General features: G+C 63.7%; 20 protein-coding genes and 1 pseudogene. 12 read left to right on the top strand and 9 right to left on the bottom strand.

The features are described 5' to 3' along the window. The first annotated feature begins 175 nt into the window (after nt 1-175). Nucleotides 176-1,477 carry a PQQ-dependent sugar dehydrogenase gene (locus K3F49_RS14530; RefSeq protein ID WP_234681989.1) on the top strand — a complete coding sequence of 434 codons (1,302 nt, stop codon included), beginning with the start codon at nt 176-178 and terminating at the stop codon, nt 1,475-1,477. Nucleotides 1,478-1,505: 28 nt separating this feature from the next. On the opposite strand, the gene K3F49_RS14525 is transcribed toward K3F49_RS14530, so the two are convergent. From K3F49_RS14525 to K3F49_RS14515, 3 genes are read right to left on the bottom strand one after another with little or no spacing between them, the layout of a single operon-like run. After that, nucleotides 1,506-2,306 (bottom strand): SDR family NAD(P)-dependent oxidoreductase, encoded by an 801-nt coding sequence (locus K3F49_RS14525; protein ID WP_234681627.1) that lies wholly within the window; start codon nt 2,304-2,306, stop codon nt 1,506-1,508. Between the two features lies 1 nt (nt 2,307). After that, nucleotides 2,308-2,862 (bottom strand): carboxymuconolactone decarboxylase family protein, encoded by a 555-nt coding sequence (locus K3F49_RS14520; protein ID WP_234681626.1) that lies wholly within the window; start codon nt 2,860-2,862, stop codon nt 2,308-2,310. A gap of 15 nt (nt 2,863-2,877) precedes the next feature. Continuing rightward, nucleotides 2,878-3,690, bottom strand: a complete 813-nt coding sequence (locus K3F49_RS14515; protein WP_234681625.1) for an SDR family NAD(P)-dependent oxidoreductase — start codon at nt 3,688-3,690, stop codon at nt 2,878-2,880. A gap of 232 nt (nt 3,691-3,922) precedes the next feature. Here K3F49_RS14515 and K3F49_RS14510 point away from each other — a divergent pair, with 232 nt between their 5' ends. The 4 genes from K3F49_RS14510 to cyoD are packed head-to-tail and all read left to right on the top strand — an operon-like array spanning nt 3,923 to nt 7,770. Continuing rightward, entirely contained in the window at nt 3,923-4,756 is an 834-nt protein-coding gene (locus K3F49_RS14510) for a cytochrome ubiquinol oxidase subunit II family protein (protein ID WP_234681624.1), read from the top strand. Next, nucleotides 4,746-6,746 (top strand): cytochrome o ubiquinol oxidase subunit I, encoded by a 2,001-nt coding sequence (gene cyoB / locus K3F49_RS14505; RefSeq protein ID WP_234681623.1) that lies wholly within the window; start codon nt 4,746-4,748, stop codon nt 6,744-6,746. Before K3F49_RS14510 ends, cyoB begins: the two co-directional genes overlap by 11 nt. Beyond that, nucleotides 6,746-7,387 (top strand): cytochrome (ubi)quinol oxidase subunit III, encoded by a 642-nt coding sequence (locus tag K3F49_RS14500; RefSeq protein WP_234681622.1) that lies wholly within the window; start codon nt 6,746-6,748, stop codon nt 7,385-7,387. Before cyoB ends, K3F49_RS14500 begins: the two co-directional genes overlap by 1 nt. Then, nucleotides 7,384-7,770 (top strand): cytochrome o ubiquinol oxidase subunit IV, encoded by a 387-nt coding sequence (gene cyoD / locus K3F49_RS14495; protein WP_234681621.1) that lies wholly within the window; start codon nt 7,384-7,386, stop codon nt 7,768-7,770. The genes K3F49_RS14500 and cyoD overlap by 4 nt, the downstream gene beginning before the upstream one ends. A 217-nt stretch (nt 7,771-7,987) precedes the next feature. Here the strand turns inward: cyoD and K3F49_RS14490 are convergent, their stop codons facing one another. Next, nucleotides 7,988-8,776: a thermonuclease family protein gene (locus K3F49_RS14490; RefSeq protein WP_234681620.1), complete on the bottom strand. Its 789-nt coding sequence runs from the start codon at nt 8,774-8,776 to the stop codon at nt 7,988-7,990. Between the two features lie 197 nt (nt 8,777-8,973). On the opposite strand from K3F49_RS14490, the gene K3F49_RS14485 reads away from it, so the two are divergent. The 4 genes from K3F49_RS14485 to K3F49_RS14470 all read left to right on the top strand — a co-directional run bounded on the left by K3F49_RS14485 (nt 8,974) and on the right by K3F49_RS14470 (nt 14,114). Beyond that, nucleotides 8,974-10,575, top strand: coding sequence for a GMC family oxidoreductase (locus K3F49_RS14485; RefSeq protein WP_234681619.1), 1,602 nt, complete (start codon nt 8,974-8,976; stop codon nt 10,573-10,575). A 195-nt stretch (nt 10,576-10,770) separates the two neighbouring features. Continuing rightward, nucleotides 10,771-11,220, top strand: coding sequence for a hypothetical protein (locus K3F49_RS14480; protein WP_234681618.1), 450 nt, complete (start codon nt 10,771-10,773; stop codon nt 11,218-11,220). 91 nt (nt 11,221-11,311) lie between these two features. After that, nucleotides 11,312-12,331, top strand: coding sequence for a S1C family serine protease (locus K3F49_RS14475; protein WP_234681617.1), 1,020 nt, complete (start codon nt 11,312-11,314; stop codon nt 12,329-12,331). A gap of 58 nt (nt 12,332-12,389) precedes the next feature. After that, a complete protein-coding gene (locus K3F49_RS14470; RefSeq protein WP_234681616.1) occupies nt 12,390-14,114 on the top strand; it encodes an FAD-dependent oxidoreductase in 1,725 nt (574 codons plus the stop codon). 132 nt (nt 14,115-14,246) lie between these two features. Here K3F49_RS14470 and K3F49_RS14465 read toward each other — a convergent pair whose 3' ends face one another. Next, nucleotides 14,247-17,723 (bottom strand): indolepyruvate ferredoxin oxidoreductase family protein, encoded by a 3,477-nt coding sequence (locus K3F49_RS14465; protein WP_234681615.1) that lies wholly within the window; start codon nt 17,721-17,723, stop codon nt 14,247-14,249. Nucleotides 17,724-17,885: 162 nt separating this feature from the next. Between K3F49_RS14465 and K3F49_RS14460 the strand changes: the two are divergent. The 3 genes and pseudogenes from K3F49_RS14460 to K3F49_RS14450 form a co-directional block, all read left to right on the top strand. Then, nucleotides 17,886-18,170 (top strand): annotated as a pseudogene (locus tag K3F49_RS14460) (hypothetical protein); the annotation flags it as partial. A gap of 314 nt (nt 18,171-18,484) precedes the next feature. Next, nucleotides 18,485-19,183 (top strand): cysteine hydrolase family protein, encoded by a 699-nt coding sequence (locus K3F49_RS14455; RefSeq protein WP_234681614.1) that lies wholly within the window; start codon nt 18,485-18,487, stop codon nt 19,181-19,183. Nucleotides 19,184-19,192: 9 nt separating this feature from the next. Further along, nucleotides 19,193-20,860 (top strand): regulator, encoded by a 1,668-nt coding sequence (locus K3F49_RS14450; RefSeq protein WP_234681613.1) that lies wholly within the window; start codon nt 19,193-19,195, stop codon nt 20,858-20,860. 52 nt (nt 20,861-20,912) lie between these two features. On the opposite strand, the gene K3F49_RS14445 is transcribed toward K3F49_RS14450, so the two are convergent. The 4 genes from K3F49_RS14445 to K3F49_RS14430 form a co-directional block, all read right to left on the bottom strand. Further along, nucleotides 20,913-22,859 (bottom strand): S9 family peptidase, encoded by a 1,947-nt coding sequence (locus tag K3F49_RS14445; protein WP_234681612.1) that lies wholly within the window; start codon nt 22,857-22,859, stop codon nt 20,913-20,915. A gap of 139 nt (nt 22,860-22,998) precedes the next feature. Beyond that, on the bottom strand, nt 22,999-23,838 hold the full coding sequence (locus K3F49_RS14440; RefSeq protein WP_234681611.1) for a carbohydrate ABC transporter permease: 840 nt from the start codon (nt 23,836-23,838) through the stop codon (nt 22,999-23,001). Further along, the gene (locus K3F49_RS14435) at nt 23,835-24,773 is read right to left on the bottom strand and encodes a carbohydrate ABC transporter permease (RefSeq protein ID WP_234681610.1); all 939 of its coding nucleotides are present in this window, start codon (nt 24,771-24,773) and stop codon (nt 23,835-23,837) included. The genes K3F49_RS14440 and K3F49_RS14435 overlap by 4 nt, the downstream gene beginning before the upstream one ends. Continuing rightward, nucleotides 24,770-26,092: an ABC transporter substrate-binding protein gene (locus K3F49_RS14430; RefSeq protein WP_234681609.1), complete on the bottom strand. Its 1,323-nt coding sequence runs from the start codon at nt 26,090-26,092 to the stop codon at nt 24,770-24,772. Before K3F49_RS14430 ends, K3F49_RS14435 begins: the two co-directional genes overlap by 4 nt. Between the last annotated feature and the right edge of the window lie 31 nt (nt 26,093-26,123).

Genomic DNA, 26,123 nt, shown 5'->3' with positions numbered 1-26,123 from the left:
CGGCTTTGATGACCGCAACCGGCGGCCGTGCCCTTACAATCTGTCGCACCGATCCGCGCCGTTTTCCAGTACGATGGGTCATGCCAAATGCACATCGTGCGGGCATGAGCTGACGTGGGATTCGGCAGAAGAAGTCCGGGAGGAAGACGACGTGACAATTGGTGTTTCGCACATGATGGTGCCCGCTTGGCTGTTGGTCGCCTGTGCCGGCGCGCAAGCCGAGTCCGTGCTGCAAGGCCAGGATGCCTATGGCAGCTGGCAGGCCGACAAGCCCGGCGTGGTCAGGCTGATCCGTCCGGACGACCTGCCGAAGCCCGGGGCATCGCCGTCGGTCTCCAACCCCACGCGCGTGATGGCGCGCGGCGAGGCGATGCCGCAGGTCGCGCCGGGGTTCAAGATCGAGCTTTTGGCTGACGGCCTGTCTGATGCGCGCGTGCTGCGCGTCGCGCCGAATGGCGACATTTTCGTTGCGGAGACCGGGCCGGGGCGTATTCGTGTGCTGCGCCTGGGTGATGGTGGTAAGGTTGCGACGAATGAGGTCTTTGCCAGCGGGCTCAACCGTCCGTTCGGCGTCGCGTTCTTCCCCAATGGCGACAATCCGCAGTGGGTTTATGTCGCCAACACAGGCAGCGTCGTTCGCTTCCCTTATCGGATCGGCGATCTCAAGGCATCCGCCAAGGCTGCGACGGTGGTTGCGAGCTTGCCGGTGGGATCCGCTCATACCACCCGCGATATCGTGTTCACGCCGGACGGCAAGCGGATGCTGGTATCGGTCGGCTCTGCCAGCAATGTCGCCGAGGGCATGGGGAGCCCGCCCGGCGGGCTCGAGGCGTGGTCGCGCACGCAAGCGCTTGGCGCGTCCTGGGGCTACGAGGCCGAGCGTGCGGCGGTGCTCTCCTTTGACCCCCAAGGCAAGGACCGCAAGCTCTACGCCACCGGCATCCGCAACTGTGTCGGCCTCGCGATCCAGCCGCAGACCGGGCTGCCCTGGTGCTCGACCAACGAGCGCGACGGTCTCGGCGACGATCTCGTGCCCGACTACGTCACCAGCGTGAAGGAGGGCGGCTTCTACGGCTGGCCGTGGTTCTACATCGGCAACAACGAAGATCCGCGTCACGCCGGCGCGCGTCCGGACCTCAAGGACAAGGTAACGGTGCCCGACGTGCTGGTGCAGCCGCATTCGGCCTCGCTCGGCATGACCTTCTACCAGGGCACGCAGTTTCCATCCGAATACCGGGGCGACGCCTTCGCCGCCGAGCACGGTTCCTGGAACCGCTCGAAGCGCACCGGCTACAAGGTGATCCGCATCAAGATGAAGGACGGCAAGCCGACCGGGGAGTACGAGGATTTCGTCACGGGCTTTGTCGTCAACGACACGCAGGTGTGGGGACGGCCGGTGGGAATTGCGGTGGCTAAGGATGGCGCGTTGCTGGTGTCGGAGGACGCGGGCGGCACGATCTGGCGGGTGACGCATTGACGCTTTCACCCGCAGGTGAGGATAAGACCTATCCCCGCCTCACACTCGCCCCACCATCCACCGGCAGCGTCACGCCGGTGATGAAATTCGCTTCGTCCGACGCCAGGAACAGTGCTGCATTGGCGACGTCCCAGCCCGTGCCCATCTTCTTGCGCAGCGGTACCTTGCTGTCGCGCTCGGCTTCGACCTCGGCGCGGGTCTTGTGCCATTCGCGGGCGCGGGTGTCGACGGCCATCGGCGTGTTCATCAGGCCGGGCAGGATGACGTTGGCGCGGATGCCGTATTCGGCGCTCTGGTAGGCGAGCTGTTCGGTGAAGGCGATCATCGCCGATTTCGTCGCCTTGTAAGCGACGTAAGGATAAGTGGTGATCGCGGCCATCGAGGAGATGTTGATGATGGCGCCGCTGTTCTGCGCACGCATGATCGGGATCACCTCCTTGGCCGCGAGGATGCAGCTCTTCAGATTGATGGCGACGACGCGGTCGAACGCCTCTTCGGTGATTTGAAGCAGCTCGGCATCGCCGCCGGACAGGCTGACGCCGACATTGTTGTGCAGCACGTCGATCCGGCCCCAGCGCGATCTGGCGTCGGCAACCATCGCCTTGATGTCGGCAGACTTGGTGACGTCGGCCTTGAAGGCCGAGGCGGTGCCTTGCTTGGCTACGATCAGGTCGACGGTCTCCTGCGCCGATTCCAGATGATGGTCGACGCACAGTACCTTCGCGCCCTCGCGTGCGAAGGTCAGCGCGGTGGCGCGGCCGTTGCCCATGCCCTCGCCGGGGCTCTGGCCGGCGCCGACGACGATCGCAACCTTGTCCTTCAAGCGCATATCACTTCACTCCCGGGATCGGGTACTGCTGGAGTACCTCTTTGTAAGTGGGTTCGTTGTCGATCTTCATGGTGGCGAGCACGCGCACCACGCCGCAATAGAAGGCAATGGTGAGGACGAGATCGACCATGTGCTCGTCGGAGAGATGCGCCTTGATTTCGGCGAAGGTCACGTCCGACATGGCAAGCTCGCGGACCATCTCGCGGGCGCCTTTCAGGATTGCGCTGGCGAGCGGCTCGAGCTTCGACGGTTTGCCGTCGGTCTCTGCCATCAGGCCGGCGATGTCCTCGTCGGTGACGCCGAACTCCTTGCCGATCTTGACGTGATGGGTGAATTCGTACTCCGATTTCTCCATCCAGCCGACCTGAAGGATGGCAAGCTCGCGCAGGCGTGGGTCGAGCTTGCTCTTGAAGCGGATGTAGCCGCCGATGCCGTTGAAGGCCCGCGCCATCTCCGGCGAGTTGACCAGCAGCTTGTGCAGATTGGTATTGCGCTTGAGCATGTCGCGATATTCGGGCGCGACCTGGTCGGCCTCGAGATAGGGCAGGCGGGCCATCCGTGGTGTTTCCTTTCAGTGTTCCTGTGATTCGCGTTCGGGCGCTTGCAGTGTCACGCCGCCGTCAACCACCAGCACCTGGCCTGTGATGTAGCGCGCAAAGTTGCTGAGCAGGAATTTGACGGCGTGGCCGACGTCCCAGCCGGTGCCCTCGGTCTTGAGCAGGGATGCCCTGGCGCGATTGGCGCGGGCTTGCTCGCTCATGCCGCGGGCGTAGACCATCGGCGTGTACATCGGCCCCGGGCAGATGCAGTTGACGCGGATGTTGTCGCTGCCGTGGTCGACCGCCATTGCACGCGTGAGCCCGATGATGGCGGCCTTCGAGGTCGTGTAGGTCGTGAGCCCGCGCGGCCGCAACGCCGAGATCGAGGAGATGTTGACGATCGCGCCGCCCTTGGCAGTCTTGATCATGGCGGGGATAGCGTGCTTCGAGAGCAGGAACATGGTCTCGACATTGACCTGCATGACGCGGCGGTATTGTTCGGGCGCCTCATCGACAACGCTGCCGCGGCTGCCGATGCCGACATTGTTGTCGAGAAAATCGAGCCGGCCCCAGCGGTCGAGCGCGGCTTCGATCAGCGTCTTGCAATCGCCTTCGCTGGTGACGTCGCCGCCATGAGCCGCGGCCGTGCCGCCTTCAGCCGTGATCATCTCGACGGTGCGTTCGGCGAGCTCGAGATCACGGTCGGCGACCAGCACTCTTGCGCCGGCGCGGGCCAGCAGAATTGCTGCAGCGCGGCCGTTGCCGATGCCATCGCCCGCGGCGCCGCCGCCGCTGATCAGCGCCACCCTGCCGGCGAGACCGGCATCGTCCTCGGGGCCCCGCATGTCGTTTCATCCCGATATTTTCGTGCAAGTTAGCAATGGAGTGCGAGGGTGAGAAGGCCGACCGTCCCGCGTAGATGTCATTGACATCGCACGGAATTGCATGCCGCCGGGCGAGATTGGGCAGGCGCCGCCGTACGCATGGAGGAACCGACCTCCCGCGATCGCGTTTGTTGCGGAGCCTTTCTCGCGCTAGGCTCTCTCCCGGGGACTCTCAACCGCCAGTGGCTTGCCGATGAATCTGCTTGATCCACAAGGGCCCGTGGCTGCGGCCAACAGCACCATTTTGGTCGACTCCGTCTTCATCATGCTCGCGATCGTGGTGCCAACCATTTTCGCGATTTTGGCATTTGCATTCTGGTTTCGCGCGTCCAACACGAAAGCGCGCTTCCAGCCCGACTTCGTCTATTCCGGTCGCGTCGAGATGGTGGTGTGGGCGATCCCCGCGCTCACCGTGATCCTGCTCGGCGGCGTCGCCTGGATCGGCTCGCATAAGCTCGATCCCGCAGCACCGGTGCCCGGCACGGGCAGTCCGGTGCGCATCCAGGCCGTCTCGCTCGACTGGAAATGGCTGTTCATCTATCCGGACCAGCGCGTCGCCACCGTCAACACGCTGACGGTGCCGGCCGGCGCCGAGCTGAATTTCCAGCTGACATCGTCCAGCGTGATGAACGTGTTCTTCATCCCCCAGCTCGGCAGCATGATCTACACCATGAACGGCATGGTGACGCGGCTGAACCTGCGTGCCGACAATGAGGGCAAGCTTCAGGGCCTTTCGGCGCATTTCTCCGGCGATGGCTTTCCGGACATGATGTTCGACGTCAACGTGATCTCGCCGCTGGCTTTTCCGGATTGGGTCGCGTCCACGGCGAAGACCGACGCCGTGCTGAACGAGGATAGCTACAAGAAGCTGATGCAGCAGGGCATCGAGAAGGGCAGGCCGACCTATCGGCTCGAGGACCCGCGCCTGTTCGACCTGATCGCGACCCAGCACATTCCGCCAGGGCCGGGGCCGGAACTCGTCTCCGATGCCGGCCGGTCGCACAGTGGAGGCCACGATGCTCGGTAAGCTCGACTGGTCGGCCATTCCGTTCGATCAGCCCATTCCGCTCATCGCAGGCGGCGTGGTGCTGGTCGGAATCCTCGCAGTGCTGATCTGGGTCGTCGTGAAGGGGCATCTGCCCTATCTCTGGCACGAATGGATCACGAGCGTCGATCACAAGCGCATCGGCGTCATGTATATCTTGCTGGCCTCGGTGATGTTGCTGCGGGGCGGGAGCGACGCCATCATGATGCGGATCCAGCAGGCGATCGCGTATCAGTCACAGGGCTACCTGCCGCCGGAGCACTACAACCAGATCTTTTCCGCGCACGGCACCATCATGATCTTCTTCGTGGCGATGCCGTTCGTGATCGGGTTGATGAACCTCGTCGTGCCGCTGCAGCTTGGTGTGCGCGACGTGGCCTTCCCGACGTTGAATTCGGTGGGCTTCTGGCTGACTGCGACAGGCGCACTGCTGGTCAACCTGTCGCTCGTGATCGGCGAGTTCGCGCGCACTGGCTGGCTTGCCTTTCCGCCGCTGTCGGAGCTGTCCTATTCACCCGGCGTCGGCGTCGACTATTATGCCTGGTCGCTGCAGATATCAGGCGTCGGCACGCTGGTGGCGGGCATCAACCTCGTCACGACCGTGCTGAAACTGCGCACCAAAGGCATGAACTATCTGCGCATGCCGATGTTCTGCTGGACCACGCTGGCCTCGAACCTTCTCATCGTCGCGGCATTCCCGATCCTCACCGCGACGCTGGCGATGCTGCTGCTCGACCGTTACCTCGGCTTCCACTTCTTTACCAACGAAGCCGGCGGCAACGTCATGATGTTCATGAATTTGATCTGGGCCTGGGGGCATCCAGAGGTCTACATCCTCGTGTTGCCCGCCTTCGGCATCTTCTCCGAGGTGGTCTCGACCTTCTCCGGCAAGGCGCTGTTCGGCTATCGCTCTATGGTGCTCGCGACCATGGCGATCTGCGTGATCTCCTTCATGGTCTGGCTGCACCATTTCTTCACGATGGGGGCGGGCCCCGACGTCAACGCCATCTTCGGCATTGCCAGCATGATCATCGCGATCCCGACGGGGGTGAAGATCTACAATTGGCTGTTCACGATGTATGGCGGCCGCATCCGCTTTGCGACGCCGATGCTGTGGGCGGTCGGTTTCATGGTGACCTTCATCATCGGCGGCTTGACCGGCGTGCTGGTCGCGGTGCCGCCCGCCGACTTCATGCTCCACAACAGCATGTTCCTGGTAGCGCATTTCCATAACGTCATCATCGGCGGCGTGCTGTTCGGCGCCTTTGCCGGTTTCGAATACTGGTTTCCGAAGGCGTTCGGTTTCCGCCTCGACGAGCGCTGGGGCAAGCTGGCGTTCTGGTTCACCTTTACGGGCTTCTACATCACCTTCGTGCCGCTCTATATCGCCGGCATGCTCGGCATGACGCGGCGCTTGCAGCATTATAACGTCGCTGAGTGGCGTCCCTGGATGATCGTGGCGGCGATGGGGATGGCCGTTCTGTCGATCGGCGTCATCTGCCAGATCATGCAGCTCGTGGTCAGCATCCGAAATCGCGAGGCGCTGAGAGATCGCACCGGCGACCCCTGGGATGGTCGGTCACTGGAATGGGCGACGTCGTCGCCGCCGCCGGTGTTCAATTTCGCGTTCCATCCGGACGTGCGCGGCGAGGATGCCTATTGGGACATGAAGGTCGCTGCCCAGCAGCAATCGCTCGAGCACGACGAGCTTGAGTACCGCGACATCGAGATGCCCAGGAACTCGCCGACCGGCTTCGTCTGCGCGTTCTTCGCCACCATCATGGGCTTCGCGTTGATCTGGCACATCTGGTGGATGGTGATTCTGGGCGGCATCGGCGCGTTCGCGACCTTCGTCGTGTTCGCCTGGCGTGACCATGATGAGTACGTCATCCCGGCAGCCGAGGTCGCCGCGATCGACCGCGTCAATCTCGAGGAACGGCGCAACCTCGTCAGCATGGCGGGAGCGATCTGATGGCGATGACCGCGACCGTCGGCCACGCGCACGCCGATCCCCATCACATCGGCCTCGTCGTCGAGCATCCTGGCCCCGCGCCGAAGCGGACCGTCACCGCCTACGGATTCTGGGTGTTCCTGCTCTCCGACATCGTGATGTTCTCCTGCTTCTTTGCGGCCTATGCAGTGCTCGTTAGCCAGACCGCCGATGGCCCCAAGGGTTCGGAGATCTTCGAGCAACGGAACGTCGCGATCGAGACGGTTTGCCTGCTGCTGTCGAGCTTTACCTGCGGTATGGCCAGCATCGCGGCCGACGTTCGCAACCGGTTCTGGTTCTATCTCGGCATGGCCGTGACCTGTGTGCTCGGGGTCATCTTCCTCGTGATCGAGTTCCGTGAATTCGCCGATCTCGTCTCGCGCGGTTATGGCCCATCGCGCAGTGCCTTCCTGACCGCGTTCTTCTCGCTGGTCGGGTGTCACGGCTTGCATGTGTCGGCTGGCGTGCTCTGGCTGCTCACCATGATGGCGCAGGTCTTCGCAAAGGGCTTTCGCGCCGACGTCCTGCGCCGGATGATGTGCTTTGCGCTGTTCTGGCACGCGCTCGACATCATCTGGGTCGGCGTCTTTTCCGTCGTATACTTGCTTGGGAGTGGCGTATGAGCGATCAGACGCACATGCATGAGCACGACATCGCGCCTGGCGATGAAGAGCAACACAGCGTTGGCGAGCGTATCATCGGCTATGTCGTCGGCCTGGGCCTCGCGCTACTGTTGACGGCGACGTCCTTCTTCATCGCTGGTACCGATCTGGTCTGGCAACCGTCGATCCCCGTTGCGCTGATCGTGCTCGCGATTGCGCAGATGGGGGTGCATCTGGTGTTCTTCCTGCACATCACCACGGGCCCGGACAACACCAACAACGTGCTGGCACTGGCCTTCGGGCTTCTGGTCGTATTCCTGGTGGTGGGCGGAACCGTCTGGATCATGTCGCATCTCAACCAGAACATGCCGCCGATGGATCAGTTCATCCAGATGCACAGCTAGCGCTGCGCAAAAAAAAGAAGGGCCGCTTGGTGACAAGCGGCCCAAGTCTAGGGAGGAAACGCCCGAGCAAAGCAATCGGACCGAAGCCGGATTGCCGCCAAGGAAACGCTCGCGCAAAGCGCTTGCGTACACATATAAGTGTAGCAACTCGCGATAGAGTTCAATCCCGGATCAATACTGTCTCGGTTTACCACTCACGGCTGCGTGAACCACTTTTTCACTTTGGCCGGCGGCAATTGTAGGCCTTGCGGAAGCCCGAGGCCTGCGCATCGTCCTCCGAGCAGAACCAGCGGTCCGGCTTGGTGGTCGCGGCGTAGCTCGGGCAGCCCCGCAGATGATAGATGCCGATATTGCCGGTGACGCGAGCGCGCACCGCGAGCTTGCCCTTGATGGCGCAACTCGGTGGCGCCGTCAGTTCCTCCGGAAACAGCACCGCGCGAATCTCCTTGTCGCGGTCGGAGCGGCAGGCGGCGCCGAGCAGGGAGCCGTCCTTCTTGCCGGTGCGGAATTCTTGCGGTGCAACAAAGCAGCCCTTCCAGATGCCGGCTGACGCCGTCTTGGCCTCGGCGGCCGCCGGCTTGACGTTGGCCTTGATGGGCTCACGCGCGATGGCAAAGCCCAGTCTGAGCAGTCGCTCGTTCAACGTGATCTTGTCGCCCTCGACCGTGCAGATCGCGCGATGGCGCTTGCCAAAATTCTTTTCGGGACCGACATCGTCGCAACGCACGGGCTTGCCAGCGATCAGCTTGGTGAGCTGGTCGCGGGCCTCGATGCCGCAGGTCCAGGGATCGGCGTGGTCGTCGATGCAGACCTGGTCCAGTTCGGGCGCGTCGACGCCGTCGAGCCGGTAGGTGACGTCGCCGAGCTGGATCGAATTGGCGTCCCGGACCGTCGCGGCTGCGGTCAGCGCCGTGGCGGGGCTGGACACCCCCAGAGATCCGGACAGAGCAAGAAACAAAACGAGCGCGAAGGCGCGGGCGGCGGCAAATGAATTCTCGGCGGACATAATTTCTCGCTATCGATTGCTCTTGCCCCTCGTTCCTAGCATCCGGATCGGACGATACCAATGGTCTGCGCTGTGCGAAGTGCGACATTCCCGCGCTAGCCTTTACTCGCCGGCGGGTCTGCCCCTATCGTTCGCCGGCCTTGTGAGCCGTGATGGTCGAATCGCCCGGGAAGCGGCGAGGGCGGGAGGAAGAAGTTTTGACGAAAGATCCCGTGGACGTCCTGATCATCGGTGCCGGCGCTTCGGGTGCCGCGGTGGCATGGTCGCTAGCCGAGACCAAGATGCACATCCTCTGCCTGGAGCAGGGCGGCTGGATGAACCCGGCGGAATATCCCAGCACGGGCCGCGATTGGGAGGCCAAGTTCTACGGCGAATGGTCGTCGAGCCCGAATATCCGCGGCCGGCCCGAGGATTATCCGATCAACGATGACAGTTCGCCGATCAAGGTCGTCAACTATAATGCGGTCGGCGGCTCGACGGTGATGTACACCGCGCACTGGCCGCGGCTGCATCCTTCCGATTTCAAGGTGAAGACGCTGGACGGCGTCGCCGACGACTGGCCGATCGATTACGACGCGCTGACCCCGTTCTTCGAGGAGAACGACCGCATCATGGGCACGTCCGGGCTCTCGGGCGATCCGCTCTCGCCGCTGACGCATCCGCCGATGCCGCAGCAGCCGATGGGATTGTCTGGCGCGATCCTGGGCAAGGCCATGAACAAGCTCGGCTGGCACTGGTGGCCGTCGGACACGACGGTCGCGACCACAGACTATGAAGGCCGCGCCCGCTGCATCAATCTCGGCCATTGCACGCCGGCCTGCGCGCAAGGTGCGAAATCGTCCACCGACATCACCTATTGGCCGCAGGCGGTCCGCGCCGGCGTCGAGCTGCGCACCCATTGTCGGGTGCGTGAGATCACGACCGACGAGAGCGGCATGGCCACAGGCGTGGTGTATTACGACAAGGACGGTGTCGAGCAGTTCCAGCCAGCGCATGTCGTCATCATCGCCTGCAATGGCGTCGGCACGCCGCGGCTGCTGCTGAACTCGAAATCTGACCGCTTCCCGGACGGTCTTGCCAATTCGTCGGGCCTCGTCGGCAAGAATTTGATGTTCCATCCCTATGCGCAGATCTACGGATACGTGAAGGAGCCGACCGACAGCAACCGCGCGCCGCCGACCTGCCTATGGAGCAAGGAGTGGTATGACACGGACCTGTCGCGCGGCTTTGTGCGCGGCTATGGCGTCCAGTTCGTGCGCGGAGCAGGGCCGGTGTTCGAGGCTGTCGTCAGCGAGCAGAAAGGTATTCTGCCCTGGGGCGCGGATCATCACCGCGTCTTCCGCAAGCTCAACGGCCATCGGCTCGGGTTCTCCGCGATCTGCGAGGATCTGCCGGAGGAGCATAACCAGGTCACGCTGGATCCCGTGCTGAAGGACAGCCACGGCATACCCGCGCCGAAGATCAACTACACGATCTCCGAGAACAGCCAGAAGATGATGGACCATGCGCTCGCCCGCGGCCGCGAGATCCTCGAGACAGCCGACGCGACCGACATCTGCGTCAACTCGCCGATCCCGTGGGGCGGCTGGCATCTGCTCGGCACCGCGCGGATGGGCACTGATCCCAAGCGCTCCGTCGTCAACGAATGGGGTCGCACGCACGACGTGAAGAACCTTTTCATCGTCGATGGCAGTATCTTCGTCACCTCCGGCGGCGTGAACCCGACGTCCACCATCCAGGCCCTCGCGCTCTACATCGCCGACCAGATGAAGCAGCGCCTCGCAAACTTGTTCGACTGAGAATGATGATGTTCAAACGTAGCGGCGCGCTCAGTGCACCTCTCCCGCTTTCGGGAGAGGTCGGCACGAAGTGCCGGGTGAGGGTTCTCTCCTCTTGGGGAGTCTCTATGTGGATGCACCCTCTCCGCAACCCTCCCCCGCAAGCGGGGGAGGGAGCAGACCTTCGTCGCGGCGCGAGCCCCAGAAGAGGACACAATGCCTGATCAACTCTCCCTCTCGCCTCGGCAGCGCGACGACCTCCGCACCATCGCCGCGATGATCGTGCCCGCCAGCGACGAGTACAAGGTGCCCGGCGCCGACGACCCAGCGATCCAGGCCGATATCCTGGCGACGCTCGGCCGCGACACCAGATTGGTGACGGCGGCGCTGGACCATCTGGCACGGCTCGCAGGAGGGCCGCTTGCAGAGCTCGATGCCACGAAGCGGGATGCGGTGGCGCAGGAGTTTCGCAAACAGGGCGGCGCGGCCGCGGCAACGCTCGTTCGCGTGGTGCTGCAATGTTACTACCGCGACGACCGCGTGCTGCGCTCGCTCGGGCTCGAGCTGCGCGCGCCATTCCCCAAGGGCTATGTGCTCCCGGATGGCGACTGGTCGCTGCTCGATCCGGTCAAGGCCAGGTCTGGTACGTTGCGGCGAGCGCCCTAGCCACCTGGGCAGTCCAGCCTTGCGCCCCGGGCAGGCTACTTGCGCCTGACGGAACTGGCCACCATCTGTGTGAGCCTCAAGGACTTTCGCCATGCTGGATTTCACTTCAGATATCGTCGATGACGCTGCGTCATCGCGAACGGCTTCATCTGCCCCGATCGACGACCGGGCGTTGCTGGATGCCTATTCCAATGCCATGATCGATGTGACCGACCGTGTCGGTCCTGCCGTCGTGCGCGTCGAGACCGGGCCAAAAGTGCCGAACGGCCGCGAGCGCGGCGGGCTCGGCTCCGGCATCGTGATCTCGCCGGACGGGCTCGTCCTCACCAACAGCCACGTAGTCGGTTCCTCCAAGGAGATCCGGCTGCGGGACGTCGAGGGCAACGTGGGTGATGCAAGGGTGCTCGGCGTCGACCCCGACACCGATCTGGCGCTGCTGCGCGCCAATGGTGTGCGCGATCTGCCCTATGCCGCGCTCGGAAACTCCAAGACGCTCCGGCGAGGCCAACTCGTGATTGCGATCGGCAATCCGCTCGGTTTTGAATCGACCGTCACGGCCGGCGTCGTCTCGGCGCTCGGACGCTCGATCCGCTCCGTCAGCGGCCGTACCATCGAAGACGTGATCCAGACCGATGCCGCACTCAATCCCGGCAATTCCGGCGGACCACTTGTGTCGTCGAATGCTGAGGTGATCGGCATCAACACCGCCATCATCAATGGCGCGCAAGGGATCTGTTTCGCGGTCGCGAGCAACACCGCGCAGTTCGTGCTGTCGGAGATCATCCGCCATGGCTACGTCCGCCGCGCCTTTATCGGCGTCGCCGGACAGACTGCGCCTGTCCCGCGGCGGCATGCGGTGCTGGCCGGCGTCGAGAACAAGATGGGCGCGCTGCTGGCGCAGATCGACCAGGACGGCCCCGCGGCGAAGGCGGGCTTGTTGCCCGGCGATGTCGTGGTCAAGCTCGACGGCGTCGACATCAACGGCGTCGACGATCTGATCCGCGTGCTCGACCGCGACCGGATTGGCCGGCGGCTCGCCATGGACGTGCTGCGGCTCGGCCGCCTGCGGGCGATCGACATCGATCCGATCGAGCGCAAGCCCCAGCGCTAGCTGTGAAGCCACGGGCGGGGTATGACGATGTCATGCCTCGCCTCCGGACCCTTGCCGCATGATGCCGGCGCATGAGACCTACGATGTCATTGTCATCGGCGCCGGTGCCGGCGGCATGACGGCTGCGGCGGTTGCCGCCGCCGAAGGGTTGCACGTGCTGGTGATCGAGAAGACCGCCTTTGTTGGCGGCACCACCGCTTGGTCCGGCGGCATGGTCTGGATCCCTGCCAATGCCAGGATGAAGGAGGCGGGGCTCTCCGACAGCATCACGGATGCTGTCCAATACCTGTCGAGCACGGTGCCGGAGCCCGCCAATGCGGGCTTGCGCGCTGCCTTCCTTGCGCGTGGCCCCGAGGCGGTCGCTTATCTCGAAGCCAACACGGAAGTTCGCCTGCAGCCAATGAAGGCCTATCCGGACTATTATCCGGAGCGGCTCGGTGCGACGCCGGGTGGGCGCGTGCTGGAGCCAGTTGCGTTCGACGGCACCCGGCTGGGCGCGCATTTCGCGCGGCTGCGTCCGCCATTGCCGGAGTCCATGCTGTTCGGCGGAATGATGGTCAATCGCCTCGACATCCCGCATCTGCGCCGGATCGGGAAATCGCTGCGCTCGACCTTGCGCGCGGCCTGGCTGGTCTCCGAATACGCGCTGCAGCGGCTGCGCAGCCCGCGCGGCACGACATTGTTTCTTGGCAATGCGCTCGCCGCGCGACTCTATGCGTCGCTGTTGTCGCGGCGGGTCGAGATCCTCTTCAGCGCGGACGTCGAGGATTTGTCGATGCAGAGCGGTCGCGTGAGCGGTGTGGTCATTCGCCATGGCTCGCGCGACCGTTCGATTGCCGCGCGTCGCGGCGTGGTGGTTGCGACGGGCGGCTTCTCGCACGATGCCATTTTGCGCAAACGCTTCTTCCCCGCGGCGGCCGGCTTCGTCTCGGCCACCAACCCAGCGGGTACGGGCGATGGGCTTCGCCTCGCGACCGCAAGCGGCGCCGCGCTCAACACGGAGGTGACGAGCCCGGCCTATTGGGTGCCGGCCTCGCTGTTCCGGCGTGCCGACGGGAGCCGTGGCGCATTCCCGCATACGGTGACCGACCGGGCCAAGCCCGGCGTGATCGCTGTGAATGCGCTTGGACGGCGCTTCGTCAATGAGGCCGTGTCTTACCACGAATTCGTGCTCGCCATGTTCCGCGACGGCAATGGTGAACCGGACCGGCCGTTCTTCCTGATCTGCGACCGTCAGTTCCTGTGGAGCTATGGCCTCGGCCGCGTCAGGCCATTTACGCGCAGCGTGCGGCGCTACGTTGCGAGCGGTGAGTTGATCGAGGCGCTGGATATCGCGCAGCTCGCGGCGAAGATCGGCATCAAGCCGCCTGTGCTCACGGCGACGATCGTCGGCTACAATTCCGATGCGAAGGAGGGCCGCGATCCCGAATTCGGACGTGGCAGCACCATCTATCAGCGCCACCTTGGCGATGGCGCCCACAAGCCAAACCCTTGCGTCGCGTCGATCGACCGTGCGCCTTTCTTCGCGATGCGCATCTACCCGGCGGATCTCGGCACGGCTATCGGCATGAAGGTAGACGCGCAGGCGCGCGTGCTGCGCGAGGACGGCACGCCGATCGCGGGTCTCTATGCCAGCGGCAACGACATGGGCTCGATCATGAATGGGAATTATCCCGGGTCGGGGATCACGCTCGGGCCAGCGTTGACGTTCGGATATATCGCGGGACGGCATCTGGCGGAGGGGGCGACGATGGCGCCGACCGCCGCGAAGGCATCCGTCTGATCGTTATCTCCACTCTCTCCACGTCATTGCGAGCGCAGCGAAGCAATCCAGACTGCCTCCGCGGGGGTAGTCTGGATTGCTTCGTCGCTTCGCTCCTCGCAATGAGGGGCGGAGATAGCGCGCGCCCTGACGCTACTCCGCCGCCGCCGCAAACCGGCTGTTCTCCAGCTCCGCCTCCAGCCGTGCCTTCTCGGCCGCCGCCAGCTTGACGTTCGCTTCCTTGACATGCCCGAAGCCGCGGATGCTCTCCGGCACACGGGCGAGCCTCGCCAGTAGCGGAATTTGCTCCGCCTTCAGCCCGGCTGTCCGTTGATCGATCATCGCCACATAATCCGCGACCAGCTTCCGCTCGGTCCGGCGCTCCTCGGTGCGGCCGAAGGGGTCGAAACCACCGCCGCGCAGAAATTTGAGTTTTGCCAGCACGCGGAAGGCGTGGATCATCCAGCTGCCGAACTCCTTCTTCTGGAGATGCCCGGTCGTCTTGTCGCGCTGCGCGAAGATCGGCGGGGCCAGATAGAATTTCAGGGTGAAGTCGCCGTCGAATTTCTCCGACACTTTCTTGGCAAAGCTGCCGTCGGTATAGAGCCGCGCGACCTCGTACTCGTCCTTGTAGGACATCAGCTTGAACAGGTTTTTCGCCACGGCCTCGGTCAGCTCCGTGGACGCGGGCGAGGCGGCATTCTCTGCCTTGCGCACCTTGGCGACGGCCGCGAGATAGCGGTCGGCATACGCCTTGTCCTGATACCCGGTCAGGAACTCGGCCCGGGTTGCGATGATGTCGTCGAGCGACTTCGTCGGCGCAACTGCCCGGCTCTTGAACTGAAGCACGCTGCGCACCCGCGACATGTCGTGGGCGGCCAGCCGCCCCCAGGTGAAGGCGAGCTTGTTCATCTCGATCGCTGCGCCGTTGATCTCGATGGCGCGGAGCAGGGCCTCCAGCGAGAGCGGGATCGCGCCCTTCTGGAAGGCGAACCCGAGCATGAAGGGGTTGGTGGCGATGCTGTCGCCCATCAGCGCCGCGGCGATGCCTGTGGCGTCAATGATGTCGAGGTTCTTGTCGCCGATGGCGTCGCGCAGCACGGTCTGCATCGTGCCCATCTCGAAATCGAGATCGGGGTTTTGCACGAAGCTGGCGGTCGGCTGCAGATCGGCATTGATGTAGGCCCTGGTCACGCCGCGTTCGGCGCGGCTCAGCGCAGTCGGGCCGGCCGACACGATCATGTCGCAGCCGAGAATGACGTCGGCCCCGCCGGTGGTGATGCGGACCGCGGAAATATCTTCCGGCTTCGGCGCAATGCGCACATGGCTCATCACGGCACCATTCTTCTGCGACAGGCCGGTGAAGTCCAGCGCCGAGCAGCCGCGGCCGTCGACATGGGCGGCCATGCCGAGCAGGGCGCCGATGGTGATGACGCCGGTGCCGCCGATGCCGGTGACGAGGATGTTGTAGGGGCCTTCCAGTTCACGCGCGGGCGGCAGCGGCAAATCGGCGAACAATTGGCCTGAATCCACCGCGGAGGTCTTCATGCGCTTCAGCGAACCGCCATGCACGGTGACAAAGCTCGGGCAAAAGCCTTCGACACAGGAAAAGTCCTTGTTGCAGTTCGACTGGTCGATCTGGCGCTTGCGGCCGAATTCGGTTTCCAGCGGCTGCACCGAGACGCAGTTGGAGGCCTGCGAGCAATCGCCGCAGCCTTCGCAGACGAGCTCGTTGATGAAAGCGCGCTTGGCCGGATCGGGATAGAGACCGCGCTTGCGGCGGCGGCGCTTTTCCGCGGCGCAGGTCTGGTCGTAGATCACGACCGTGAGGCCCTTGATGTCGCGCAGTTCGCGCTGCACGGCATCGAGCTCGCGGCGGTGATGGATAGTCGCGCCTTGCGGGAAGTAGTTGCCGTCAGGATATTTGGCCGGATCGTCCGAGACGATGGCAAGCCGCTTCACGCCCTCGGCCCAGACCTGATGCGCGATCTGCGCGACGTTGAAGGCGCCCTCGGCCGGCTGGCCGCCGGTCATCGCGACGGCGTCGTTGTAGAGGATCTTGTAGGTGATGTTGATGCCGGCGGCCGATGCCGCGCGAAGCGCGAGCAGGCCAGAGTGCGTGTAGGTGCCGTCGCCGAGGTTCTGAAAAATGTGCTTCTCGGTGGTGAAGGGCGCTTGCCCGATCCAGTTCACGCCCTCGGCGCCCATATGCGAGATCAGATCTGTGCGGCGGGTCGGCATGCTCAGGGCCATGCCGTGGCAGCCGATGCCGGCCATGGCGCGGCTGCCCTCCGGCACGCGCGTCGACGAATTGTGCGGGCAGCCCGAGCAGAAGAACGGCGTGCGCGCGAGCTTGATCTGCGTGCTGGTGGTGACGGGATTGTCGAAGGCCTCGAGCCGGGCGAGGCGCTGCTCAAGCACCGGGCTGTGATGCCCGAGCTTGCGCAAGCGCGCCACCAGCGCGCCCGCGACGATGGTCGGTGTCAGCTCGCCCTCGCTCGGCAGCAGCGGCGCGCCGCTCTCGTCGCGTTTGCCCGTGACGGTCGGACGCCTGGACGCATCGATGTTGTAGAGGATGCGCATCAGCTGGTCTTCGATGAAGCCACGCTTTTCCTCGACCACGAGCACGTCCTGAAGGCCTTCGGCGAAACGCTTGGCGCCGCGTTCCTCCAGCGGCCAGGTCAGCGCGACCTTGTAGATGCGAAGGCCGAGATCCTGCGCGTCCTTGTCGGTGATGCCTAAGTCGGCGAGCGCCTGGCGCAGATCGAGATAGGCCTTGCCGGTCGCGACGATGCCGAGCCGCGCGGGCTTTGAATCGAGCACGATGCGGTCGAGCTTGTTGGCGCGGGCAAAGGCCTGCACCGCGGCCATCTTCGGGCCGAACAGGCGACGCTCCGCGTCCAGCGGCGGATCGGGCCAGCGGATGTTGAGGCCGCCGGGCGGCATCTCGAAATCGTCGGGGAGTATGATCTTGACGCGCTCGGGATCGCTGTCAATCGAGGCCGAGCTCTCCACGGTCTCGCTGATCGCCTTGAAGCCGACCCAGCAGCCGGAGAAGCGCGACAGCGCGAAGCCATAGAGGCCGAGATCGAGATAATCCTGCAGCGTGGCCGGATTGATCACGGGGATCAGGGCTGCTGCGAACACCTGCTCGCTCTGATGCGCCAGCGTCGAGGACTGGCAGCCATGGTCGTCGCCGGCGAGCGCGAGCACGCCGCCATTGAGTGAGGTACCGGCCGCATTGGCGTGCTTGAGCGCATCGACCGAGCGGTCGACGCCGGGTCCCTTGCCGTACCAGATGCCGAATACGCCATCGACCTTGGCGCCGGGAAACAGACCGACCTGCTGGCTGCCCCAGACGGCGGTCGCAGCTAAGTCCTCGTTCAGCCCGGGCACGAAGGCGATGTCGTGCTGCTGAAGGTGCGACTTCGCGCGCCACAGCGCGTGATCGTACATGCCGAGCGGGGAACCGCGATAGCCGGAGATGAAGCCGCCGGTGTTGAGCCCCTGGAGCCGGTCGCGTTCGCGCTGCAACATAGGCAAGCGGACCAGGGCCTGGGTGCCGGACAGGAAGATCCGCTTCGATTCGAGCCGGTATTTGTCGTCCAGCTCGACCTGCATCAGCGTCATTTCAGAAGTCCTCGTCTCTTACTCGGCGGGGTTTGCGCTGCGGGAGGGATTTGCGGCTGCGCGACGCGAATTATGACAGTCAAGGGCATGGGCCTGCGAAGTCAATACGGCTAGCCGCATCCGTGGCGCTCCTGCTAGTCATGGCTGCTTGTGGAGAACATCATGGCCGCAAACGCATTCGACACCGAGATCACCGAGACGGCCGAGGCTTTGACCGGGCCGTGGCGCCAGCCGCGCCAGATGCTGCACGCGCAGGTTTACGACGCACATGCCTCCATTCACGACGATGCCACCGCGCAGAAGCTCGGCTTCAAGGGCGGGACGATCGAGGGGCCGACGCATTTCAGCCAGTTCGCGCCGCTCGGTGCGCGGTTGTGGGGACAGGCGTGGTTCGAGAGCGGCTGTCTCTCCGCGCATTATCGCAACGCCTGTTTCGAAGGTGAGGACAAGGCGGGTGCGATGGTCGCGACCATGTTGCTCAACATGGCGACGCTGAAGGATTCCTACGCGCCGTATGAGGAGGAGCATCGGCGGCTGTATGGAGATGCTGGCCGCTAAGAAGCGAGCTTCATCGCCGCTCATCCTTTGAGCAAATGCACGTCGCAAAGCCGTCGCTCAGCGAATAAGCAGACGCGATCTCTTCCGATAACATTCTGATAGCGCAGCGAATTTCGCTGCGTCACGCATTCGATCTCAATTGTACACAATGGCACGGCGCTTGCAGAACTCCCGGCAAAGAGAGTTCTCGCGGGGCCTGCGTCATGTTGAACTCAACCAAGCCGACACTGGGCGTCATCAGCGCCGAGCCCGAGCCGATCAAGCTCGACTGGGCGAGCACCGCGCTCGTGATCATCGACATGCAGCGCGACTTCATGGAGCCCGGCGGCTTCGGAGAGACGCTCGGCAATGACGTCAGTCAGCTCGCGCGCGCGGTGAAGCCGATCGGCGTGGTGCTGAAGGTCGCGCGCGACACCGGCATGCTCGTCGTCCACACCCGCGAGGGCCATCTGCCCGATCTCTCCGATGCGCCGCGGGCGAAAGTCGAGCGCGGCGCGCCGTCGTTGCGCATCGGCGATCCCGGTCCGATGGGCCGCATTCTCATTCGCGGTGAAGCCGGCCACGACATCATCCCCGAGCTTTATCCGCTCGACAGCGAAGTCGTTATCGACAAGCCCGGCAAGGGCGCGTTCTACGCCACCGAGCTGACCGATGTGCTGGAGAAATACGGCATCGAGAATCTGCTCGTGTGTGGCGTCACCACCGAAGTGTGCGTCAACACCACGGTGCGCGAGGCCAACGACCGCGGCTATCGCTGCGTCGTCATCTCGGATGGCTGCGCTTCGTACTTCCCCGAGTTTCACGAGATGGGCCTGAAGATGATCAAGGCCCAAGGCGGTATCTTCGGCTGGGTCGCAACCTCAGCCGCAGTCTTGGAGGCAATGAAGATTTCGACCACATAGGGGAATATCATGAGCACATTGACGGGGACGGCCGGCAAATCTGAGAGCAATACGTCCGAGTTCAAGCCGGCACTATGGACTCCGGGCGATTGGAACGCATTTTTCGGCTTCGGCACCAACATCCTCGTCAACATGCTGGTGCTCACGGGCCTGCTGCGCTTCGTGTTGAAGATGCCGGACAGCCTCGTGTTCGGCCGCATCCTGCCCGCGCTGGGGCTGATGATGTGCCTTTCCACCTTCTACTATGCCTTCCTCGCTTATCGCCTCGCGCAGAGGACCGGCCGTAGCGACGTTTGCGCGCTACCCTCGGGCGTCAGCGTGCCGCACATGTTCATCGTCACCTTCGTGATCATGCTGCCGATCACGCTCAAGACCGGCGATCCCCTGAAGGGCTGGTCGGCTGGCCTGGTCTGGGTGTTCTTCCAGAGCTTCATTCTCATGATCGGCGGCTTCATTGCACCGTTCATCCGCAAGATCACGCCGCGCGCGGCACTGCTCGGCACGCTCGCCGGCGTCTCCGTCACCTTCATCTCGATGCGGCCCGCGCTCGAGATGTACATGACGCCGCAGATTGGCCTGGTCTGCTTTGCCATCATCCTGGTGAGCTGGTTTGGTGGTGTGAAATACTGGCGCGGCATTCCGGCGGGTCTCGTTGCGATCGCAGCCGGCATGATCATCGCATGGGGCTCCAATCTGTTCGGGCTCGGTCTTGGCGGGTTGAGCATCGCGGGCGTGGGAGCTGCCTTCTCCAATTTCGGCTTCTCGGTGCCGATCCCGGCGGTGGGCTACGTCTTCTCCGGCTTCGAATTTCTCGGCGTCATCCTGGTTACCGCCATTCCGTTCGGTATCTATGACCTCGTCGAGGCCATGGACAACGTCGAGAGCGCGGAAGCCGCCGGCGACGAATATCCGACCACGCGCGTGCTCACCGCCGATGGCATCGTCAGCCTGATTGGTTGCCTGATGGGCAATCCCTTCATCAACGCCGTCTATATCGGCCATCCCGGCTGGAAGGCGATGGGCGGCCGCATCGGCTATTCGGCTGCGACCGGCATCATGGTGGTGGTGCTGGCCTGGTTCGGCATCATCTCGGTGCTGCTGGCACTGGTGCCTGTCGTCGCGATCTCGCCGATCCTGCTCTACATCGGCATGCTCATCGGCGCTCAGGCGTTCCAGACCACGCCGGTCAAGCACGCGCCGGCAATCGTGCTGGCGCTGACGCCGCATCTCGCCGCCTGGGCCAAGCTCCAGATCGACACCATGCTCGGCTCGACCATGATGGCGGCGACCTCCGTCGGCGGTCTTGCCGCCGACAAGGCCGACGCGGTCAAGGCCGCGGCGATCGCCGCCCTGCCGCAACAGGGCGTGTTCTATCACGGGCTGGAAGTGATGGGTGGCGGTTCCATCCTCGGCGGCCTGATCCTGGGTGCGATCGGCGTCTTCATCATCGAGCGCGATTTCGAAAAGGCATCGGCCTTCGCTCTCGTCGGTGCAGTGCTGACTTATTTCGGCTTCATGCACGGCGAAGCCGTCGGCATCGGCGGCGGCTTTGGCGTGACGCCCGCGGTGGCGTTTGCCTATGCCGTGATGGCAGCGGGCTTGTTCGCGGCCAGCAAGCTCGGCAGCACCGAGCATTATGCCGCGCATCCGGAGATGCACGCAGCGCCCGCGGAGTAGGTTGCTCTGACATCAATCGTGGCCGGACGACGTTATGTCGCCCGGCCGCCTTTTATGTGAGCTGCCAGTTGGCTACACCCAGATCGGACAGGATATCGGCCCCGGCACGAACCTCGTGACTGGATCCATTGAAATCCTCGCCAACGGGCTCGCAGGCGCCGCCCAGATGCCGTGCAAAGAACGCTTCGGCAATTGCGAGATGGGAGAGCTGATTCGGCGGTCGCTGGAATCCGTGTCCCTCGTCGGGATAGACGATGTAGGTCACCGGAATGTTCTTCGCCTGCATGGCGGCGGCGATGGTGTCGCTTTCCGCGATCTTGCACCGGACATCGTTTTCACCATGAAAGATCAGCATCGGCTTCTTGATATTGTCGACCTTGTTGATCGGTGAGCGTTCGGCGAGCAGCTTGCGGCCTTCCTCGGTGCGGGGATCGCCGTAGCTGCGATACATGAATTCCGCGAAGCCGGCCCAATAGGGCGGCATCGATTCCAGCAGCGTCCGCAGGTTGGAGATGCCGACGACCGGCACGGAACAGCAGAAGACGTCCGGAGTGAAAGTCGCGCCGACGAACGAAGCCAGGCCGCCATAGGACAGGCCGAAGATCGCGACCTTGTCCTTTTGCGCGACGCCTTCGGCGATCGCCCAATCGACCATGTCGATGAGATCGTCGTGCATCTTGCGCGCGTGCTCTTTCTCACTCGCCGCGACGAACGCCTTGCCGAAGCCCGTCGATCCCCGATAGTTGACCGAGAGCACGGCGTAGCCGCGATCCGCGAGCCATTGGTGATCCCTGCGATAGCCATAGATGTCCCGGCCCCACGGACCGCCATGGACGATGAGGACCATCGGCAGCGGCCGAGCCGGGCGGTTGCCGACGATGTCGGCGGGCAGCGTGAGGTATGAGACGAGGGTGAAGCCATCGCGCGACCTGCCCTGTACCTCCTGCATCGGCGCCAGCCGGTATGACTTTAGCTCGGGGCGCGCTGTGAACAGTTCTGTGATGGTCTGCCTGTCGCGGTCGAGGAGATGATATGTGACGGGTTGATCTGGCGCATGGCTCGCCACAATCCATCGGCGGCCGTCATCACTCTGGCTTTCGACGTAAAATGTGTGATCCAGCAGGCGCGCCTTGATCAGATCAAGCTCGGCCGCAATCGCTGGCGTCAAAGCCGTCCATTCCTGCCGGCCGGGGTCGATGCAAACCGCTTCCGGTTCGAAGGTTTTGGTATTGAAGATGGCGCCGGTCACGTCCGCGCGGTCGCTTCGATACAGGACGCGCTCTTCACCGCTCGACCAGTCGATCCGCAGCAGCGCCGACTTGTCGTGCTCCAGGCTCGAGCTCATGTGGAGATGGTTGCATCCGGCATCGAACGTCCAGAGCCGCGTGCTCGTATAGGCCTCGAATGGGACATCGCACCAATGCGTGACCTTGCCATCATCGAGGCGCCAAAGCCGCGTACCTCCGTCGGCCGCGTTACTGCGGGCGTGGCGCGGTCTCAGCTGCCAGTCGAGACCGACATAGTCGAACTCCTGACGATTTTCCCAGATCAGAGAACGCTCGCCGGTTGTGAGATCGAGCAGAAAAGTGTCGTGCCATCGCGGGTCGCGATCGTTGAGATTGATCGCGATCTTGTCCGGCACGATGTGCGACCAGTAGGTTGGAACTGCCCGGACGTTTGCGAAGGGCGTCAGATCCCGGAGTTCCAGCGTGCGGGGATCGACCACGAACAAATGCAGGTTTTCATCCCCGTTCTCGTCGTTGAGAAACATGATGTAGCGACCGTCCGGACTCCAACTCTGCCAGTTGATCGGTCTCCCCCTTGTCCGCGTCACGGGCTGTCCTGCCGCAACATTATCGACCGGAGACACCCAGACGTTCAGAACGCCGTCGACAGGGGCGCCCCAACACAGCCATTGGCCATCCGGCGATAGCTTGGCGCCGACGTAAGTCGGATTACCAAACAGCTTTCGGCGCGGGATCAGGGGGCGAGCTGACATAGGGCGTCTCGCTAAGTGATGCTACGATCTGTAGCATATGTGCGCGAGAACCTTGCGTCAACTCCAAGTAGAGCGCGGGCTGCCCGTGGCGCGGGAAGCGCGCACGAGCGCGCTCCCTGGCGGATTGAGATTGGCGTGACTATCCGCCCTTGACCGCACCCGCGGTGAGCCCGGCCACGATCTGCCGCTGGGCAAATACTGTAAGCAGCAGCACCGGAAGCGTGACGATCAGCGCTGCGGCGGCAAGCGGGCCCCAGCTCAGCTGGTCGAACGAGATCATGTTGTAGACGGCGACGGGCAGGGTGCGGGTCTCGCGTCCGGCCAGCACGATGCCGAACACAAAATTATTCCAGGAGAAGATCACCGCGAGGATGAAGGCAACCGCGATGCCGGGCTTTGCGATCGGCAGTGCAACGTGGCGGAACACCTGCCAGCGCGTGGCGCCGTCGATCAGCGCGGCTTCCTCCAGCTCCAGCGGGGTCGTCTCGAAATAGCCGATCATGATCCAGATCACGATCGGTACCGTCACCACGAGATGAATGATGATCTGCGGCACCAGCGTGCCGAGCAGTCCCAGCCACTGGAACAGCAGGAACAGGGGGATGAGGTAGGACAGGCCGGGCGTGATGCGGGCGATCAGGATCACGATTGCGGATTTGTGCGCGGCCATGCGCGCGATGCCGTACCCGGCGGGGACGCCGACGATCAGCGCGAGCGCCGTCGCGCTCCCGGTCACGATCAGGCTGTTGAAGAAATAGGTCACGAAGCGGTTCGAGGCGACCACGTCGGCGTAGTTCTTCCAGGCGAAATGCTCGGGGATGAAGACCGGCGGGTAGGCGGCGTTGTCGACCTCGAATTTGAGCGAGAGCGACACCATCCAGAGGAAGAACAGGATTGCCGGCGACACGATGACGAGCACCGCGAACCACAGGCTGATCTTGCCGATGATTTGACGCACGTTGAATTGACTGGGGGTCATGCGTCGCTCGCGATCTCGGTCCACAGCATGCGCTGGCGGGCGTAGAGCATCACCGCCGCAAGCAGGACAATCAGCAGGAAGAACACGACCGCGATCGCCGAGCCGTAGCCGAGGTCGTAGTAAGAGAAAGCCACGCTGTAGAGATAGATGTTGATCGTCTCCGACGCTGAGCCGGGGCCGCCCTGCGTGATCGCGAAGATGATGTCAAAGCTCTTCACCGCGTCGATCATGCGGATCATGCCCGCAATGAACAGGAACGGCATGATCAGCGGCAGGGTGATGAAGCGGAACACCTGCCAGAGATTGGCGCCGTCGATTTGCGCGCTCTCGTACGGCTCGGTCGGGATCGCGGCGAGGCCGCCGAGCACGATCAGCATCACCAGCGGCGTCCATTGCCAGGTCTCGACCAGCACCAGCGAGGGGATCACCGTTGCCGGGTGAAACACCCAGAGCTGCGGAGGGATCCCGACCAGCGACAGCAAATAGTTCAGCACGCCGAGCTGCGGGTGGAACATCATGGTCCAGACCAGCGCGATCGCCACCGGCGTTGCCATCATCGGCATGATGAAGATACCGCGCAGGAAGCCGCGACCGGCGAATTTCTGGTGAAACACCACGGCTGCGAACGTGCCGAACACGAGGGGCAGCACCACTGACAGCACGGTGTAAACCAGCGTATGTCCGATCGACTCGATGAAGCGGGGATCGGTGGTCAGGCGTAAATAGTTGGAGACCCCGACGAAGGTGGTCGGCGAACCGACCTTCCATTCGTTCAGGCTCATCCAGATGGTGAAGACCCACGGGAAGATGATGATGGCGAGCACGACGACCAGCGCCGGCACCACGAACGGCCAATAGGACGGCGGCCGCAATTCCTTCTCCGGCGCGGCATCAGACTGTGCCGCGCCCGGAGCCGATTGTGTCAACGCACTCACGCCTTTTCGCTACGCTCCAGGATCGGCCGGTACTGATCGTTGGCCTTCTTCAGTTCGGCTGCGGGGTCGGCGCCGGACAGCGTCGCAGTGACCGCCGCGCCGACGATGTCGCGGAATTCGGCGACCGGGATCACGACGGGAAGCCCAAGCTTGCTGATCTTGCCGGAATCGATCACCGACTGCAGCCACTCCTTGGTCTTCACGCCCTTCTGGACTTCGGCGTCGCCAAGGATCGAGTTGCGGAACGGGACACCGCCACCGGCCTGCAGCAGCCGTGCGCCTTGCGTCTTCGAGACCACCCACTGGCAGAGCAGATAGGCGGCTTCCTTGTTCTTGCTTGCCGCGGCAATGCCGATGCCGTCGCCGTAGGTCGAGGAATATTGTCCCTTGGGACCGGCGGGTACCACGGTGTAGCCGACCTTGCCGACGACACGCGAGGCGGCCGGGTCTTCCAGCGGCGGCGCCCAGCCGACGCCGTCGATCCACATCGCGGACCGTCCTTGCGTGAAGGACGCCATCGACTCCATCCAGTTGAAGCCGGCGACGCCAGGAGGTGCCGACTTCGTCAGGAGCGTCTGGTACAGCTTGGTCGCGGCGATGGCTTCCGGACCGTCGGTCAGGATGTTGCCTTTGGCATCGAGGAATTCGCCGCCGTAATCGAGGAAGAAGTTGCTCCACATTGCCATGTTGGCGTTGCGCAGGCCGCGCCCGACAAAGCCGTAGATCCCTTCCTTGGGATCGGTGAGCTTCTCGGCGGCGGCAGCCATCTCGTCGAGGGTCTTGGGGACCGCGACGCCCTTCTTCTCGAACAGCTCCTTGTTGTAGTAGAGGATGAAATAGTCGACCGACCAGGGCAGCGACAGCATCTGGCCCTTGTCGTTCTTGGCATATTGCAGGCCCGCCGCCGAGAAATCGCTCTCGACGAGGTCCGGCGCCGTCAGCGTCGGATCCTTCAAATAGGGCGTCATGTCGGCGAGCCAGCCGGCCTTCTCGAATTGTCGCTTCTGCACGTGATAGCTGAGATGCACGACATCGAAGCTCGGCCGTCCCGAGGTCAGCTCGATCACGACCTTCTGGCGCTGCTGCTGCTCGGGAATCTGCTCGGCCTCGACCTGGATGCCGGTGAGCTCAGTGAATTCCTTGACGTATTTTTGCAGGTTATCGCCGCGCGGTCCCTTGGCGAGGATCACCTCCAGCTTGGTCCCGGCATATTTCTTCCAGTTCACCTCGGCGCGCGCCGGCAACCCCGTCAGGCTGAGCGCGCCAGCTGCGGCAGTGCCGGTCAAAAGCGTACGGCGCGAGATCTTGTGGTCAGCCACTTTAGTTCCTCCCTGTGACTCAATTTGGGGG

It is taken from the genome of Bradyrhizobium monzae (assembly GCF_021458635.1).
Taxonomy (GTDB): domain Bacteria; phylum Pseudomonadota; class Alphaproteobacteria; order Rhizobiales; family Xanthobacteraceae; genus Bradyrhizobium.
The sequence above is the reverse complement of the archived record's forward strand: the minus strand, read 5'-3'. Positions and strand labels throughout refer to the sequence as shown.

Bases quoted from the DNA above. Each gene is read 5' to 3' on its own strand.
- K3F49_RS14530 (WP_234681989.1), top strand. From the start codon at position 176: ATGGTGCCCGCTTGGCTGTTGGTCGCCTGTGCCGGCGCGCAAGCCGAG.
- K3F49_RS14525 (WP_234681627.1), bottom strand. From the start codon at position 2,306: ATGCGCTTGAAGGACAAGGTTGCGATCGTCGTCGGCGCCGGCCAGAGC.
- K3F49_RS14520 (WP_234681626.1), bottom strand. From the start codon at position 2,862: ATGGCCCGCCTGCCCTATCTCGAGGCCGACCAGGTCGCGCCCGAATAT.
- K3F49_RS14515 (WP_234681625.1), bottom strand. From the start codon at position 3,690: ATGCGGGGCCCCGAGGACGATGCCGGTCTCGCCGGCAGGGTGGCGCTG.
- K3F49_RS14510 (WP_234681624.1), top strand. From the start codon at position 3,923: ATGAATCTGCTTGATCCACAAGGGCCCGTGGCTGCGGCCAACAGCACC.
- cyoB (WP_234681623.1), top strand. From the start codon at position 4,746: ATGCTCGGTAAGCTCGACTGGTCGGCCATTCCGTTCGATCAGCCCATT.
- K3F49_RS14500 (WP_234681622.1), top strand. From the start codon at position 6,746: ATGGCGATGACCGCGACCGTCGGCCACGCGCACGCCGATCCCCATCAC.
- cyoD (WP_234681621.1), top strand. From the start codon at position 7,384: ATGAGCGATCAGACGCACATGCATGAGCACGACATCGCGCCTGGCGAT.
- K3F49_RS14490 (WP_234681620.1), bottom strand. From the start codon at position 8,776: ATGTCCGCCGAGAATTCATTTGCCGCCGCCCGCGCCTTCGCGCTCGTT.
- K3F49_RS14480 (WP_234681618.1), top strand. From the start codon at position 10,771: ATGCCTGATCAACTCTCCCTCTCGCCTCGGCAGCGCGACGACCTCCGC.
- K3F49_RS14475 (WP_234681617.1), top strand. From the start codon at position 11,312: ATGCTGGATTTCACTTCAGATATCGTCGATGACGCTGCGTCATCGCGA.
- K3F49_RS14470 (WP_234681616.1), top strand. From the start codon at position 12,390: ATGATGCCGGCGCATGAGACCTACGATGTCATTGTCATCGGCGCCGGT.
- K3F49_RS14465 (WP_234681615.1), bottom strand. From the start codon at position 17,723: ATGACGCTGATGCAGGTCGAGCTGGACGACAAATACCGGCTCGAATCG.
- K3F49_RS14455 (WP_234681614.1), top strand. From the start codon at position 18,485: ATGTTGAACTCAACCAAGCCGACACTGGGCGTCATCAGCGCCGAGCCC.
- K3F49_RS14450 (WP_234681613.1), top strand. From the start codon at position 19,193: ATGAGCACATTGACGGGGACGGCCGGCAAATCTGAGAGCAATACGTCC.
- K3F49_RS14445 (WP_234681612.1), bottom strand. From the start codon at position 22,859: ATGTCAGCTCGCCCCCTGATCCCGCGCCGAAAGCTGTTTGGTAATCCG.
- K3F49_RS14440 (WP_234681611.1), bottom strand. From the start codon at position 23,838: ATGACCCCCAGTCAATTCAACGTGCGTCAAATCATCGGCAAGATCAGC.